This is a genomic window from Corynebacterium sp. HMSC27B11 (assembly GCF_001815985.1).
In the GTDB taxonomy this organism is placed as follows: domain Bacteria; phylum Actinomycetota; class Actinomycetes; order Mycobacteriales; family Mycobacteriaceae; genus Corynebacterium.
Window position 1 is genome coordinate 82233 of record NZ_KV823534.1, and the last position, 15300, is coordinate 97532.

The 15300-nt window shown below is 65.1% G+C and carries 13 protein-coding genes and 3 tRNA genes (1 of these 16 cut by a window edge); 11 read left to right on the plus strand and 5 right to left on the minus strand.

Translation table 11 applies throughout. The features are described 5' to 3' along the window. Nucleotides 1-30 precede the first annotated feature (30 nt). Nucleotides 31-1581 (plus strand): amidophosphoribosyltransferase, encoded by a 1551-nt coding sequence (purF, locus tag HMPREF3097_RS00675; RefSeq protein WP_210398500.1) that lies wholly within the window; start codon nt 31-33, stop codon nt 1579-1581. 50 nt (nt 1582-1631) lie between these two features. Beyond that, on the plus strand, nt 1632-2699 hold the full coding sequence (gene purM / locus HMPREF3097_RS00680) for a phosphoribosylformylglycinamidine cyclo-ligase (protein WP_070760123.1): 1068 nt from the start codon (nt 1632-1634) through the stop codon (nt 2697-2699). A 170-nt stretch (nt 2700-2869) separates the two neighbouring features. Here purM and HMPREF3097_RS09430 read toward each other — a convergent pair whose 3' ends face one another. Next, the gene (locus HMPREF3097_RS09430; protein ID WP_012360850.1) at nt 2870-3043 is read right to left on the minus strand and encodes a DUF3073 domain-containing protein; all 174 of its coding nucleotides are present in this window, start codon (nt 3041-3043) and stop codon (nt 2870-2872) included. Between the two features lie 217 nt (nt 3044-3260). Then, on the minus strand, nt 3261-4436 hold the full coding sequence (locus tag HMPREF3097_RS00685) for a CAF17-like 4Fe-4S cluster assembly/insertion protein YgfZ (protein ID WP_070760124.1): 1176 nt from the start codon (nt 4434-4436) through the stop codon (nt 3261-3263). A 185-nt stretch (nt 4437-4621) separates the two neighbouring features. On the opposite strand from HMPREF3097_RS00685, the gene HMPREF3097_RS00690 reads away from it, so the two are divergent. Further along, entirely contained in the window at nt 4622-5512 is an 891-nt protein-coding gene (locus HMPREF3097_RS00690; protein ID WP_070760126.1) for an aminodeoxychorismate lyase, read from the plus strand. 12 nt (nt 5513-5524) lie between these two features. Here the strand turns inward: HMPREF3097_RS00690 and HMPREF3097_RS00695 are convergent, their stop codons facing one another. Continuing rightward, nucleotides 5525-6289 (minus strand): heme-binding beta-barrel domain-containing protein, encoded by a 765-nt coding sequence (locus HMPREF3097_RS00695; protein WP_070760156.1) that lies wholly within the window; start codon nt 6287-6289, stop codon nt 5525-5527. Between the two features lie 10 nt (nt 6290-6299). Next, the gene (locus HMPREF3097_RS00700; protein ID WP_246821146.1) at nt 6300-7160 is read right to left on the minus strand and encodes an LmeA family phospholipid-binding protein; all 861 of its coding nucleotides are present in this window, start codon (nt 7158-7160) and stop codon (nt 6300-6302) included. 148 nt (nt 7161-7308) lie between these two features. Here HMPREF3097_RS00700 and mshD point away from each other — a divergent pair, with 148 nt between their 5' ends. The 3 genes from mshD to HMPREF3097_RS00715 are packed head-to-tail and all read left to right on the plus strand — an operon-like array spanning nt 7309 to nt 10148. Continuing rightward, nucleotides 7309-8328, plus strand: coding sequence for a mycothiol synthase (mshD, locus tag HMPREF3097_RS00705; RefSeq protein ID WP_070760130.1), 1020 nt, complete (start codon nt 7309-7311; stop codon nt 8326-8328). 52 nt (nt 8329-8380) lie between these two features. After that, complete coding sequence (gene pstS / locus HMPREF3097_RS00710) at nt 8381-9532, plus strand: phosphate ABC transporter substrate-binding protein PstS (protein WP_070760132.1); 1152 nt, start codon at nt 8381-8383, stop codon at nt 9530-9532. Between the two features lie 58 nt (nt 9533-9590). After that, the gene (locus tag HMPREF3097_RS00715; RefSeq protein WP_070760134.1) at nt 9591-10148 is read left to right on the plus strand and encodes a gluconokinase; all 558 of its coding nucleotides are present in this window, start codon (nt 9591-9593) and stop codon (nt 10146-10148) included. Between the two features lie 70 nt (nt 10149-10218). Here HMPREF3097_RS00715 and dusB read toward each other — a convergent pair whose 3' ends face one another. Then, on the minus strand, nt 10219-11397 hold the full coding sequence (gene dusB, locus HMPREF3097_RS00720) for a tRNA dihydrouridine synthase DusB (protein WP_070760136.1): 1179 nt from the start codon (nt 11395-11397) through the stop codon (nt 10219-10221). A gap of 234 nt (nt 11398-11631) precedes the next feature. Here dusB and HMPREF3097_RS00725 point away from each other — a divergent pair, with 234 nt between their 5' ends. From HMPREF3097_RS00725 to HMPREF3097_RS00750, 5 genes are all read left to right on the plus strand, one after another. Next, nucleotides 11632-13137: an acetyl-CoA hydrolase/transferase family protein gene (locus tag HMPREF3097_RS00725; protein ID WP_070760138.1), complete on the plus strand. Its 1506-nt coding sequence runs from the start codon at nt 11632-11634 to the stop codon at nt 13135-13137. Between the two features lie 127 nt (nt 13138-13264). Continuing rightward, nucleotides 13265-13337 (plus strand) — tRNA-Lys (locus HMPREF3097_RS00730). A 790-nt stretch (nt 13338-14127) separates the two neighbouring features. Further along, entirely contained in the window at nt 14128-15051 is a 924-nt protein-coding gene (locus tag HMPREF3097_RS00740) for an alpha/beta hydrolase family protein (protein WP_083317908.1), read from the plus strand. A 147-nt stretch (nt 15052-15198) separates the two neighbouring features. After that, a tRNA-Glu gene (locus HMPREF3097_RS00745) sits at nt 15199-15271 on the plus strand. Nucleotide 15272: 1 nt separating this feature from the next. Beyond that, a tRNA-OTHER gene (locus HMPREF3097_RS00750) sits at nt 15273-15300 on the plus strand; it runs 46 nt beyond the window's last position.

A 15300-nucleotide genomic window follows, 5' to 3' on the forward strand; every position in this document is an offset into this window, starting at 1 on the left:
TCTTTGAATGGGACCAACTCGGCACCGTCGGTGGACGCGGCACAGCCCGCCCAACCAGCGGACCGGGGGTACGACGATCACGGGGAGCAGCCTCCGCGCGAGGAATGCGGTGTCTTCGGGGTATGGGCACCGGGGGAGGACGTCTCGAAGCTGACCTACTACGGGCTGTACGCGCTGCAGCACCGTGGCCAGGAAGCAGCGGGCATCGGCGTCGGCAGCGGCGACCAGATCCTCGTGTACAAGGACCTCGGCCTGGTCAGCCAGGTGTTCGACGAGCAGATCCTTAACTCCCTGAAGGGGCACATCGCGATCGGTCACACCCGTTACGCGACGGCCGGTGGGGGACGCTGGGAAAACGCCCAGCCGATGTTCCGCATGGCCTCGGACGGCACGGACGTCGCCCTGGGGCACAACGGTAACCTCACCAACTACCTGGAGCTGATGGCCGAGGCTGCGGAGAAGCGCCTCGTGAACCCCGCTGACGAGCCGAGCGACTCGGACGTCATGTGTGCGCTCATCGCAGACCTCATCGATGAGAACACTTCGATGGAGGATGCCGCGCTCCAGCTCTTCCCGCGGGTCAAGGGTGCATACTGCCTGACCTTCACGGACGGCAAGGGCCTGTACGCGGTGCGCGATCCGCACGGCGTGCGCCCGCTGAGCATCGGCAAGCTCGCCAACGGCTGGGTCGTCTCCAGCGAGACCGCGGCCCTGGATATCGTCGGCGCGGAGTTCGTGCGCGACGTCGAGCCAGGCGAGTTCATCGCCATCAACGAGGACGGCATCCGCTCCCGTAAGTTCGCCGAGGCGACTCCGAAGGGCTGCGTGTTCGAGTACGTCTACCTCGCGCGTCCGGACTCGGTTATCAACGGCCAGCCAGTGAACGCGACCCGCGTGGACATCGGCCGCCGCCTGGCGGAGGAGTGGCCGGCTGAGGGCGACCTGGTGATCCCGGTGCCTGACTCCGGCACCCCGGCGGCGGTGGGCTACGCCCAGGCCTCCGGCATCCCATTCGGCCAGGGGCTGACGAAGAATGCCTACGTGGGGCGCACCTTCATCGAGCCCTCCCAGACCATTCGCCAGCTGGGTATCCGACTGAAGCTGAACCCGCTGCGCCACGTGATCGAGGGCAAGCGCCTGATCGTGGTGGACGACTCCATCGTGCGCGGCAATACCCAGCGTGCCCTCATCCGCATGCTGCGGGACGCAGGTGCGGCCGAGGTGCACGTTCGCATCGCGTCCCCGCCGGTGAAGTGGCCGTGCTTCTACGGCATCGACTTTCCGTCGCCAAACGAGCTGCTGGCCAACAACGTGGACCCAGACAACATGGTGGAAGCCATGCGGGAAGAGGTCGGCGCGGACTCCCTGGGCTTCGTCTCCACGGAGGCGATGGTGGAGACCAGCGCGCAGCCGCGGGAGACCCTGTGTGCTGCCTGCTTCGACGGCGTGTACCCGCTGGGGCTCCCGACGGGCAATCCGAACGCGGAGCAGGTTCGTCTCCGGCAGCGCCGCCTCGCGGAGGAGGCTGAGCAGGCCGCAGGTGGCAGCGATGCCTCAAGCAACAACCCCGAAGATAACTAGCGATTGAACACCCTCGGCGGAAGCCGGATTTCACAAGCAGGAGAAAACTCATGAGTGATGATCAGAAGACTCAAGCTGGGGCGTCCTACGCCGCCGCTGGTGTGGATATCGAGGCCGGCGACCGCGCTGTCGAGCTGCTGGCCCCGCTGGCGAAGCGCGCGACCCGCCCGGAGGTCCGCGGCGGACTCGGCGGCTTCGCCGGGCTGTTCGCGCTGGGCGAGTACGACAAGCCGCTGCTGGCCGCATCCTCCGATGGTGTGGGCACCAAGCTGGCCGTCGCCCAGGCGATGGATAAGCACGACACCATCGGCCGCGACCTGGTGGCCATGTGCGTCGACGACCTCGTCGTCTGTGGCGCCGAGCCGCTGTTCATGCAGGACTACATCGCGATCGGCAAGGTGATCCCGGAGAAGGTTGCCGAGATCGTCAAGGGCATCGCCGATGGCTGCGAGGAAGCAGGCTGCGCCCTGCTGGGCGGCGAGACCGCCGAGCACCCGGGTGTCATGGGCGAGAACGACTACGACGTCTCCGCCACCTCCGTCGGTGTGGTTGAGGAGGCCAAGCTGCTGGGCCCGGACAAGGTCCGCCCGGGCGACGTGGTTATCGCGATGGAGTCCTCCGGCCTGCACTCCAACGGCTACTCCCTGGCTCGCAAGGTTCTCCTGCAGGACGCCGGCCTGCCGCTCGACCAGGAGGTGCCGGAGTTTGGGCGCACCCTGGGTGAGGAGATGCTCGAGCCGACCCGCATCTACGCGAAGGACTGCCTGGACCTGGCCGCAGAGTGCGACGTCCACACCTTTGCCCACATCACCGGTGGCGGCCTGGCAGCCAACGTGGCCCGCGTGATCCCGGAGGGTCTGGTCGCCGAGCTGCACCGCTCCACCTGGGTACCGGGCCCGATCTTCGCGAAGATCCAGGAGCTGGGTGGCGTGGCCCAGGAGGAGATGGAGAAGACCTTCAACATGGGTGTTGGCATGGTCGCCATCGTGTCCGAGGAGGACGCCGACCGCGCGCTCGCTATGCTGGCGGCCCGCCACATGAAGGCATGGCGCCTGGGCGTTGTCCGCTCTGGCGAGGGCGGCGCGACCCTGCAGGGCGAGCACCCGGCGGAGAGCTAAGCCGCTCTCGGGGGAAGCCCGTGGCGCCGGGTGTTGCCGGCAGCCACGGACCAAACACGAAAAGCGGCTTCGCTGCCACCTGGGGGTGGGGCGAGGCCGCGGGTAAAAAATACGGCCCGAGCGCGACCGGATTTGTGAGGTCGTGGGCTCGGGCCGTATGGCGCGGGGGACTAGTAGCGGTGGTCGCTCCAGTCGTCCCACTCGTCATCGCGCTCGGAGTACTCGTCCTGCTGCGGAGCTCCAGAAAGCTCTCGCTGCAGACGCTCCAGATCCATTTCCGGAGCCTGGTACTTCAGTCGGCGAGCTACCTTGGCTTGCTTAGCCTTTGCGCGGCCGCGACCCATGGCTGACCCCCTTGAGAGATCGTATGGCGACTCGAGGGAACGGTCGCCTTCTTATTGTTTAAGCATTTCCTGGTCTACACCATAGCGAATTTTTTTCGCGAATTCCGAACCCGGGGCCGCTCCGCCCCGCGCCGCGCCGTGGGAAACCGTGGCCACGATGCGAGATGCATCGCAAAAGCGCAGGTCAGACAGGGTGGTGCGGCGGTGTCCGCGTAGATTAGCCGTTGCGCAGATTTTTGATTGCTGCGCGTCCCGGCTTTTCCGCGTCGTCTACCTTCAGGTCCGCAGGGTCGATCGCGGCGTCCACCTCCCCGGCCTGCAGGGCTGGCACTGCCGCCGGGTCCGTCGCCAGCTTTTCCACCACATTGCGCCGCACCAGCGCGAGGGTAACCGGCCCCAGAGTCGCATCGTGCACACTGCTGCCCACCCGGCCGATGCGGCGGCCACCCGCAGTAAGATCCGCGCCAACCTCCGGGAGCGCGTTCCGGGAGCCATCGAGGTGGAGCAGCACCAGAATGCGCGGCGGCTTGCCGAGATTCTGCACCCGGGAGACGGTCTCCTGCCCGCGGTAGCAGCCCTTATTCAGGTGCACCGCATGCGCCGTCGGGCCCTCGCTCTCCTGGGCTAGCTGGGTCGCGCCATGGGCGTTCTCGCCCAGGTACCAGGGAACCTCGTGGGGGATGGTCTTCTCGTCCGTGTCCTCGCCGATCACCGGCTGACGTGCGGCGATGCGCCAGGCGGTGTAGGCCATCAGGCCGGTTGGAGCGTAGCCGAGCTCACCGGTGGCGTGATCCCAGCTTCCGATCTGCGCATCAGCCGGCAGCCACACGTCGGTCACCGCGATCTCGCCCAACCGTCGGCTGCGCCAGGAGTGCGCATCCGGAAATGCTCCATCCGGGGTGGCTCCGCGGCCCGCGCGGTCATCCTCCGCCGAATCTTGCGCACCGGCCTTCTCCAGGACGGCCATCTGCACCAGGTTCAGGCGCTCGACCTCAACCTTTGCCCAGAAGATCATGCGGCTGAGGTAGGTCTCCAGTCCCTCGGCCTGCTCAGCTGCGACGTCCAGCAGGATGCCGTCCTCCAAGGCAGCGACCCCGAATTGGTATTCCACGTGGCCCTGCACGTCCAGGATGAGACCAAAGGTGGCCTGACCAGGCTGGATGGCGTTGATCTTCTGGCTGATCAGGTCGTTGAGCCAGGTCTTGGCTTCCTCACCGTGGACCCACAGGGCGACGCGGTCGAAGCGGTCGATGAGGCCGGTCGCGCCATCTTCGACGGCGTTCTGTTCGCCAAGGGGGTTCCCGTAGTGCCAGGCGACGGGGTAGGTCTTGTCCTCATTGGTCGCGCTGGCGCCGGGGACGTGGCTCAACAGGGGAGAGCTGGGGGTGGTCATGAAGGGAAAACAACCTTTCTGCGCTCGTTAGTTACCCCGATGCTAGTAGGGAATCGCCACGGCGATCGACCAGGGCATATTCTTAAGATGCATCCCGGCTTTAGCCCCGCGCCCCCGCGCGTGCTTCCTTCGGTGCGAAAGGGGCTAGCCGGTTGCTGAGGTGGCTTGACGAAAAAGGAGTAGCTATGGCGATTGTCATTGATGTTCTCGGCGCCACGAAGCCCCGCATCTGGGACGCTGAGCAGCCGTTCCTCTATGCCGACGACCTCGCGGCAATCCGCGGGGATGGCGTCTTCGAAACCCTGATCCTGCGCGAGGACGTGGTGCGCAACATGGACCGGCACGCCTCCCGTTTCCAGTCGAGCGCGGCGATGCTGGAGCTGCCGGAGCCGGATATTCAGCGCTGGACTGCAGCCACCGAGCTGGCGGTCAGCGAGTTCGCTCGCGTCTACCCGGAGCAGCACGAAGCGGCGCTGCGCTGGGTCTACTCGCGCGGTCGCGAGTCGGGCGGTGAACCCACCGGGTGGATCACGGTGACCCCGGTGGGCGAGGCGCAGCTCAAAGCCCGCCGCGAGGGCGTCAGCGTCATGACCGCCGAACGCGGCTTCAGCCTCGATATTTCGGATCGCTCGCCGTGGGCACTGATCGGCGCGAAGACTCTCTCTTATGCCGCGAACATGGCAGCATTACGCGCGGCGAAGAAGGCCGGCTTCGACGACGTCATCTTCTTCAGCGAAGAAGGCACCGTCCTGGAAGGGCCGACGAGCAGCGTGATCATCGCCCGCGAGTCCGAGGGCGGCGGTAAACCACAGCTGCTGACTCCCTGCCCGCACACCGGGATCCTCCCGGGCACGTCGCAGGCTGCGGTATTCCGGCTCGCCGCGGAGCGCGGCTGGCCGGTGGCTGAAGAGCAGCTCACCGATGAGGACCTGCGCACCGCAGCGGGGGTGTGGCTGGTGTCCTCGGTGCGGATTCAGGCGCGCGTCACGGCCATCGACGGCCAGCCCATGCCACGGCCGGCCTTCGCCGATGAGCTCGAGGCCCTGATCGCGGAGGCTGTCACCGCGCAGGCCTAGCTAGGCACAGAGCTAGCCGCGCACTCGCTTGAGCTGCGCGGACATCCACGGCACCATCTCGCCGTCGATGAGGCGCTCGTCGACCCAGCCCAGGTCGTTGTTCGGCATGAGACCGTAGAGGCGCTTGCCAGGGCCCAGGGCGCTCGGGCCGGTCTCGGTGGCCAGGGTGGAGGCGCTCTCCAGCTGCCAGGCGCGCTCGGTGAGCGGCTTGCCGTACATCAGCTCGATCATGCCGTCGGAGTGGGCGATGAGCAGCTCGATGTTGTCGTCGTTGTCGATGCGCCAGAAGCCGGCCTCGCGGCGCAGCAGCTCGCCGACCTCCGGCTCGCCCGCAGACTCAGCGCTAGCCTCGCTGGCTTCCGCCGCAGCATCGCTCTCTGCCTCAGCGCCCTCCTCGGCGGGCGGGTTGATCTTCCAGGTGCGGGACTCGAAGCCCAGGCGGTTCTCGCCATCGTGGAAGATGCTCAGCTGCTGGCCGAAGGTGAACTCCTCCTCGCCCGGGTGCGCAGCCTGGCCCTGGCCGCGCCACACACCGACCAGCGGCAGGAGTGCGAGCAGGCCGTCGTGCAGGTTCGGGCCGAAGCGCAGGTTGGCGGTGTCCTCCGGGATCGGCAGGTCGCCGAAGACCGGCAGGTTCTTATCCGCCGTGCTCTTCGACTGCTCGGCGGCGAGGTTCACGGCCTGGTTGCCGTCCAGCTTCGGGCCGGAGTTGGTGCTTTCTGCCGGGGTGTTGGCACCCTGGTCAGGAGACTGATTATTAGCCTTATCGGAACTCATGGCCTCCACTCTATAGGGACGGCCGTTGCTCTTCCGTGAGGGGACGGGTCGGAGGGGTGAGATCCCCGATGCTGACGGTGGTGTAGTAGTCCTCCGCCTCGATGAACACCGAGCCCCCTCCCACGTAGACGCGCATCGGGATCCCGGGGAAGGGGATGGAGTCCTTCTCGATCTTCAGTCGGAAGCCGTCCATCAGCGCCGCGGTGGTCGCCTCGTCCAGCTGATCAGCGGGGACGATCTCCGCGCCCTCCTTCTTGTTCACCGGTCCCTCGATGACGGTGACGGGGCGCAGGTAGACGTCGCCGCGCTTGATGCGGACCTTCATCTCGACGATCGCGGGGGCACGGAAACCCTTCGGGGTGCCGCGGAAGATCGCTTCGGTTTCCCACCCGCCGCGCGGGGAGATGTCTGCCTTATTCGAGACGTCCAGGTCAGGTATGCCCATCAGCTTTCCCAGGGGGACGACGCCCAGCTGGAGGCGGTGGAAGACCTTGCGCGCAGGAGCGTCGTGAATATCGCCCGTGAAGATCTGGGAGGCATTGACGTCGACGTACTGGGCGGAGGAGTGGACGGTGACGTCGCCGAATCCGGCGATGGGGACGTCCTTGGCGGTGACGGTGACGGCCTCCAGCTCCTTGGTGAGAGCCTGGGTGACGTAGGGGAATCCCGCGAGCATGACCTCCGGCGGCTTGGGCAGGTGCGAGCCCTCGTAGAGCTGCTGGGAGATCTTCGCCTCCGTGCGGGCGGCGATGAGGGAGTCCGTGAGCATGAGCGCGAGGAACGCGACCAGAAGACCGGCGAGAACCTTCCACAGGCGGCGCCGGGGGCGCGGTGCCGGGGAGATATCAGCCGAAATCTGCGGGTTTGCCATGAAGAACATTATGGCGCATCGATGGGCGCGGGCCATACCCGATCCGCGGCGGCGGGGTATCGATGGCGAAATCCGATGTCTGGGTGCTTGCGTAGGGTGGATAGAACACCAAGCGAGATGAACCAGAATTTTTCCGGGAGCGAGTTTTATGACCTGCACTTTCCACGCCTACGAGCAGCTTCACGCTCAGCCGGAGGTGGTCGCCGCAGTACACACCCTGCTCCGGGAGGTTGAACAGGCCGACGGGGTGGCTGCGCTGGGCGAGGCCTTCCTCAAGGGCATCGATGGGGACCACGGGCACCAGCACATCGTGGCCATGACCGACGAGCGTGTGGTGGGCGTCCTGGCGCTGGACGGCGCCGTGACCGCCAGTGTGAGCGGGGAGAACCCGACCGCAGAGCTAGCCGTCACGCCCGATGTTCGTCGCCAGGGGGTAGCCCGTGGCATGCTCGCGGCGGCGCGCGAAGACCTGGGGCTGACTGGCCCCCTGGATACGTGGGCGCACGGGGATTTGGCACCGGCTCGTGCGATGGCCGAGGCAGCGAATGCCCGCCGCACCCGTGAGCTGCACAAGATGGCGGTCGACGCCTCCCCAGGCAGCGACCGCGGCGAGCAGTTCCGCGCCGGGGCAAAAGATGCCGCCTCGAAGGTCGAATCCCAGGGGCTGACGGTGCTGACCTACCCCGAGGCCGTCGAGCGCTTCGGAGAGGAGCTCGTGGACGAGGAATGGGTCCGCGTGAACAACGAGGCCTTCGCCTGGCACCCGGAGCAAGGCGGCTGGGATATCGATCAGCTGCGCAGCGCCCGTGACACAGCGTGGTTCGAGCCCAACGGCGTGCTGATGGTCTGGTCCTGCGGGGAGGACGAGGACGCCGCCGGGCCGCGGTGCGCCGGCTTCCACTGGACGAAAATCCCCACCGAGGAGCAGGAGAAGCCTGAGGGCGAGCGCGCTGGGGAGGTCTATGTGGTCTGCCTCGCCGACGAAGCCCGGGGCAAGGGGCTGGGACCCGCGATCACGATGCTCGGCATCGGCGAGCTGATGAAGCGAGGCGTGGGAACCGTCGAACTCTACGTCGAGGGCGATAACGGCCCGGCGGTAGCGACCTACGAGGGCCTGGGCTTCGGGATCGTCCACACCGATGTGGTTTATCGTGGAGAATTAAATTAATTCCCAGCCCCGCAGTTATGTTGCGGATTCTCAGTGAAAGGCTGCCTCGAAGATGTTGAAGAACAAGCCATTGATCGCCGCACCGGGTTCGCGACGCACCACGGCCGCGTTGGCCACCCTGCTGGCCGGTGGGCTCGCCTTGACCGCCTGCTCCGGTAGTGACGCCCCGCAGACGGAGTCCGGTGACTCCACCACCGCCGCGGTAGAAAATCCGTACCCGATGGCGGACGTCTCGGGCACGGTGCGTGGCGCGGGGGCGACGTCCCAAAGAATGTTCATCGAGGACACGGTGGGACCAGCGCTGCACCCTGACGGGATTGAGCTGGAATACCAGGCCACGGGCTCGGCCAAGGGGAAGGCGGCCTTTGTTGGCAAGCAGGCGGATTTTGCGAGCACCGACGTGCCACTGAGCGAGCGCGCGACGAAGGATGCGCAGCAGCGCTGTGAAGGCAACACCGCCTGGCACATCCCGATGGTGCTGAGCCCCGTGGCAGTGGCCTACCGGCTGGATGGCGTGGACCAGGAGATCAACCTGCCCGCGCGCGTCGTGGCGAGCATCTTCGCAGGCAACGTCACGCACTGGGATGACCCCCGGATCGCGAAGGCTAACGAGGGAGTGAAACTGCCGAAAACCCCGATCAAGGTGGTGTACCGCGGCGACCAGTCCGGCACCTCCGAGATCTTCCAGCGCTTCCTCGCAGCGGCAACCGATGGGGCCTGGAAGCCGCAGGGGCCGTCCTTCCCAACCGGCGTGGGCCTGGGCGCGAACGGCTCGGCTGGGGTGGCCGACCAGGCTGCCTCGGAAAACGGTTCCATCACCTACACGGCCACGCCGTTCACCAAGCCTGCCCCGCAGCTGAAGGCCGCGAAGGTCGACTTCGGCTTTGGCCCGGTGGCACCGTCCTCCACGTCCGTCACCGAGGCGCTCAAGGGCGTGAAGTACCAGGGCAACGGAAAGAACATGATCGTGGACGCCGACTCCCTGTTCGCCGATGCTGCGGAGGGCACCTACCCGCTGACGCTGACCACCTACGAGGTCGTCTGCTCCAAGGGCTATGGGGAGGAGACCCGCGACAAGGTGACAAACGTGCTGTACACGATGCTGGCCAACCAGCAGGGCGACTACGCGGATAAGGGCTACGTCCCGCTGACCGGTGAGATGAAGACCAAGGTGGAAGAGGCAATCGGCGCGATCGGGGTCTAGGGCTTCGGCTCGCGGATTCCGTGGGTGAGTTGGACCGTTCTAAGGCATAATTGAGGTTATGACGCAGCCCACCCAGGACAAGCCACAAAACCCCATTCACCTCGTGATCATGGGGGTCAGTGGTTCCGGTAAAACCACTCTGGCCCGGATCATCGGGGAGCGCACGGGTCGGCCCGTGCTGGAGGCAGATGATCTCCACCCGGCGGAGAACCTCGCCATTCTGGATCGCGGTGAGGTCCCCAGCAAGGCGAAGTACGTCAACTGGCTGGAGAGCGTGCGCGACTGGATGAGTGAGCACGGCCGCGCCGGGGACTCCACCGTGGTTGCTTGTCCGGCGCTGACCCGGGCTCACCGCGAGGTGCTCAACGAGGCGGAGGGTATCACATTCTTCGTGCACCTCTACGGCACCTTCGATGTGCTCTCGGAGCGCATGAGCCACCGCATCGGCCGCGATATGCCGCAGGAGCTTCTGGTGGCGCAGCTGGAGCTGTTGGAGCGCCTCCACTCCGACGAGCTGGGGATCCAGCTGGACGTGACCCGCAAGCCGGAAGACCTCGTGGACGATGCCCTGGCAGCCGCCAAGTTTGCGGAGACTGCTTACGGCAGCGAGTCCTAGAACGCCCAGAACGAAGCGGGGCCTTCGTGTCGACGAAGGCCCCGCTTTATGCTGCTGATCGGCTGATGGACTAGCCACCGCTGTTCTCGATATCGGCACCCACCGGCACGGTCTCGTCCTCAGGGTCGTTGAGCCAGCCATCCGGCAGCTGCACCTTCGCGGGGGAACCCTGGCGACCGCGCGCGCCGTCGGCGTCGTTGGCGAGAGCATCCGAGTCCCAGATGGGATCGAGTACCTCGCGCAGCTCGGCCAGGGAGCTGACCTTCGAGAGGCTGCGGCGTAGGTCGCCGCCGGCGGGGAAGCCACGCATGTACCAGGTCATGTGCTTGCGCAGGTCGCGGCAGGCGCGATCCTCGCCGTCGTGCTCGGCGAGGAGCTCAGCGTGCCGCATGATGATGCGCGCCACCTCGCCCAGGGGTGGCTCAGCTGGCACCGGCAGGCCGCGCAGCTCGGCGGAGAGCTCGGCAAAGAGCCACGGCCGGCCCAGGCAGCCACGGCCCACGACCACGCCGTCGCAGCCGGTCTGCTCCATCATTGCGCGGGCGTCGGTGGCCTTGAAAATATCGCCGTTGCCGAGCACCGGCACGCGGCCGTCCATGTGCTCCACGAGGCGGGCGATCTCGCTCCAGTCGGCGTCGCCGGCATAACGCTGCGCGGCGGTGCGTCCGTGGAGGGCTACGGCGGCGGCACCCTCGTCGGCAGCGATGCGTCCGGCGTCGAGGTGGGTGCGGTGCTCGTCGTCGATGCCGATGCGCATCTTCACGGTGACGGGGATGTCCGTCCCCTCCGTGGCTTTGACGGCGGCGGCGACGATATTGCCGAAGAGGCGCCGCTTGTAGGGCAGGGCCGCGCCACCGCCACGGCGGGTGACCTTGGGCATGGGGCAGCCGAAGTTCATATCGATGTGGTCAGCCATGTTCTCATCGACGATCATCTTGGCTGCTTCGTAGGTGTACTTCGGGTCGGTGGTGTACAGCTGCAGGCTGCGGGGGTCTTCGTCCGGCGCGAAGGTGGTCATGTGAAGCGTTTTGGGGTTGCGCTCCACGAGCGCGCGGGCGGTCACCATCTCGCAGACGTAGAGGCCCGCAACGGAGCCCATCCGCTCCCGCTCCTGCTCGCGGCAGAGGGTGCGGAAGGCCACGTTCGTCACGCCTGCCATTGGGGCGAGGACGACGGGGCTGTCGAGCTTCAGCGTTCCGATGCTGAGGCCCTGCTGCTTGGTTTCGATGCTGCTAGTCACGGTGACCATGTTCCCAGGCGGGGCGGGCTGCAGCAAAGTGCAGTTTGGATGGTGATGCACTGGCAGGGGCAGCGCGCTGGTGTTGGGGAACCGAAAAAGGGGGTAGTTAGCTATACAAAAGTGTGTAGGTCACACTTCAGAATCGATTTATGTAGCATGGCGCCTATAGGCCAAGAGTTTTTGCCCACTCAGCAAAACAAACCATTATCGGTCGCTGTGGGCTGAACGCCACAGGAGGAATAAATGACAGATCGCATTGCCCATGAGCAGCTCAAGTCCAAGGTGATGAGCGCCGAGGAGGCGGCACAGTTCGTCAATAATGGCGACAAGGTCGGCATGTCCGGCTTCACTGGTGCCGGCTACCCGAAGGCCCTCCCAACCGCCATTGCCAACAAGGCGAAGGACGCCCACTCCCGTGGCGAGGACTTCAAGATCGACGTCTTCACGGGTGCTTCCACGGCCCCGGACTGTGATGGTGTGCTCGCCGAGGCAGAGGCCGTCAACTACCGCGCGCCTTATGCTTCCGACCCGATCATGCGCAAGGCCATCAACGCTGGCGAGATGAAGTACCAGGACATCCACCTCTCCCACATGGGTTTGCAGGTGGAGCAGGGCTTCTTCGGCAAGTTTGATGTCGCCATCATCGAGGCCGTTCGCATCACTGAGGAGGGCAACATCGTGCCGTCCTCCGCGGTGGGTAACAACGTTGAGTACATCAACGCCGCGGACAAGGTCATCATCGAGATCAACGAGTGGCAGTCCGAGGATCTCGAGGGCATGCACGACATCTGGTCGATGCCGGCGCTGCCGAACCGCACCCCGATCCCGATCAACAAGCCGGGCGACCGCATCGGTACCACCTACATCCCGATCGAGTCCTCCAAGGTTGTCGCGGTCGTGAAGACCAACGCGCCGGACCGCAACGCTCCGTTCAAGCCGGTGGACGAGACCTCCGAGCAGATCGCTGGCCACTTCCTCGACCTGCTCGAGGGTGAGGTGAAGGCCGGCCGCCTGACCTACGACGGCTACATCATGCAGTCCGGCGTGGGTAACGTCCCGAACGCCGTGATGGCGGGCCTGCTGGACTCCAAGTTCGAGAACATCCAGGCCTACACCGAGGTCATTCAGGACGGCATGCTCGACCTGATCGACGCGGGCAAGATGACCGTTGCTTCCGCAACCTCCTTCGCGCTCTCCCCGGAGTACGCGGAGAAGATGAACGCGGAGGCCAAGAAGTACCGCGAGTCCATCATCCTGCGTCCGCAGCAGATCTCTAACCACCCAGAGGTCGTGCGCCGCACGGGCCTGATTTCCTCCAACGGCATGATCGAGGCGGACATCTACGGCAACGTGAACTCCACGAACGTCTCCGGCTCCCGCATCATGAACGGCATCGGCGGTTCCGGTGACTTCACCCGTAACGCCTTCCTGTCGACCTTCATCTCCGGCACGATCGCCAAGGACGGCGCGATCTCCACGATCGTTCCTTTCGCGTCCCACATCGACCACACCGAGCACGACGCCATGGTCATCATCACCGAGCGTGGCTACGCCGACCTGCGTGGCCTGGCGCCGCGCGACCGTGTGAAGAAGATGATCGAGATCGCTCACCCGGATTACCAGCCGCTGCTGGAGGAGTACTACGAGCGCGCGAAGTCCAAGGGCACTGGCCTGCAGACCCCGCACGACCTGTCCACCGCGTTTGATTTCCACATCAACCTGGCGGAGAAGGGCAGCATGAAGGGCTAGTCTTTAGCCTTCTTACGCACCTAACCCGCCCCGGTTTCCACCGGGGCGGGTTATTTGTTTTTGGTGCCTCGCCATGGGGTAAGCTGTGTTCCGCAAGCGTGGCTTGTGTGCGTGCGATTGTGCGCGTGGGCCTTTAGCTCAGTTGGTAGAGCTCCGGACTTTTAATCCGTAGGTCGTGGGTTCGAGCCCCACAGGGCCCACAATCTGAATTTCCCCGGTCTTCATAAGGCCGGGGATTTCTTATCTGTGCCTCCGGTACTCGACATCTTTGTCAGGCTAATGGCCAGTTAAGGACCGATGACTTAGGCAGTTCTAATACCCCGCCGCGGCACATTCTGACGGATCGATGTAGCCCTGTTCGCAGCCGTGCTGAAATTGAAGCTCCCCGCTACTCGGGTTGGGGTTGCCGTTTTCATCATGCCCATATCCGCACTTGTAGGCCGGGCAGGTGCCGCCGTCTGCGAAGGGAACTTTCGATGGATCCCAGCCGGCTGCTGCTTCTGCATCGCGGTAAGCCTGTGCGCCGGGTTGGTTGGCGCAGTAGTCCGTGAATTGGGTGCTTCCGTCGGACATGCGTGAGGGGCCTGGGGTTCCGGGGAGGCATTCGAGGACGTAGAGTTCGGCTGCCGGTGCTTGAGTCGGATTTGGTGCGGCCACGGGCTCGGTGCTGGGGCTGGGTGTTGTCATCGGGCTGCTGGTGGCCTTAGTGCTGGTTGTCTTGCTTGTCGACGTGGCGCTGCTGGGTGTCGGGTTCTCTTCAGTAGTGGCGCATCCCGTGAAGGCGAGGGTAGTTAAGGCTGCGATTGCCACGAGCTTTCTCATGCTGTTTCTTTCTTTAGGTGTTCAATCAGCGATGTCGGGTCCGGTCGATGTCGAGAGCATAGCGTGAGGGGTAGACAGTGAAAGCTCTTTCTCGAACACACTGGCCAGTGCACCCGGGGTTTTGCTGTTCCCGGACCAGCGGGCCTGTCGTGCCATAGGTTGGAAAGCATGACGGAATCCAAGAACCATGCCTCTCAGCCGCGCGCTGAGGAGAACGGGGAGCCCACATTTGAATCCGCCCGCATCGAATGCGCAGGCGGCACCGTGCTGGCTGGTCAGTGGGTGCTGCCCGCCGGTGACGGGCCGGTGCGGAAAGCGGTGGCGTTGCACCCGGCGACGGGCGTGGACATGCACCTCTATCGCAAGTTCGCGGTGTTCCTCGCGGAGCGGGGCTGGGCTGGGCTGATTTACGATTTCCGTGGCACAGGGGAATCCGCGACGCCGGGTGATAAGTCCAACCGCGCGATCCATATGAGTGACTGGATCGTCAAGGATGCACTCGCCGCCACCCGCGCCCTCAAGGAGCGCTTCCCGGATGCTTCACACGCTGCCGTGGGGCACTCGGTCGGCGCTCATGGAATGCTCGCGACACAGCACGAGGAGCCCGTGGAGGCCATGGTGATGATCGCTAGCCACGCAGGCATCACTAGGACGATTCGCACCGTTGCGGAGAGGGCGAAGGTCTGGACCATTTTCAATGTGGTCACTCCGGTGTGCGAAAAACTCATGGGGTACGTGCCCGTCGAGGCCCTCGGGGTGGGCAAAACCATCCCGCTGGGCGTGATGCTGCAATGGCGAAGCTGGGCAGCGCAGAAGCAGTACTTCTTCGACGATCCAGAGTTCGATTTCGCGGAGCGCTTCGCCAAAGCCGAGGGCCCGGTATTGTCGATGGTCATGGCGGATGACCTCTGGGCACACCGGGGCGCGGTGAATATCCTGACCGACAAGCTGGTCCGCGCGGACGTCCGGAAACAGGACATCGAAGCGGGGGAGGGGACCGCGAACGGGCCCGTCGGGCACATGGGTTTTTATCGCTCGAAGCACCGGAATCTGTGGCCGGGTGTGGCTGAGTGGTTGGAAGCACACATCTAGGAATTGCGTCGCGCGGCGCGGCACAGTATCTTGTTGAGACGAACCCGGTGGTCATAAAGCCCCTCGTCACACGGCAATTTGGTTGTTGTATAGGGAGCGGGTTAGACTGAGCGAGCTGTTTGAGACGCTTAAAAGCGTTTTGAACGTGCTCCCATCGTCTAGTGGCCTAGGACTCCGCCCTTTCACGGCGGCAACACGGGTTCGAATCCCGTTGGGAGTACGGCCCTGTGGCGCAGTTGGTTAGCGCGC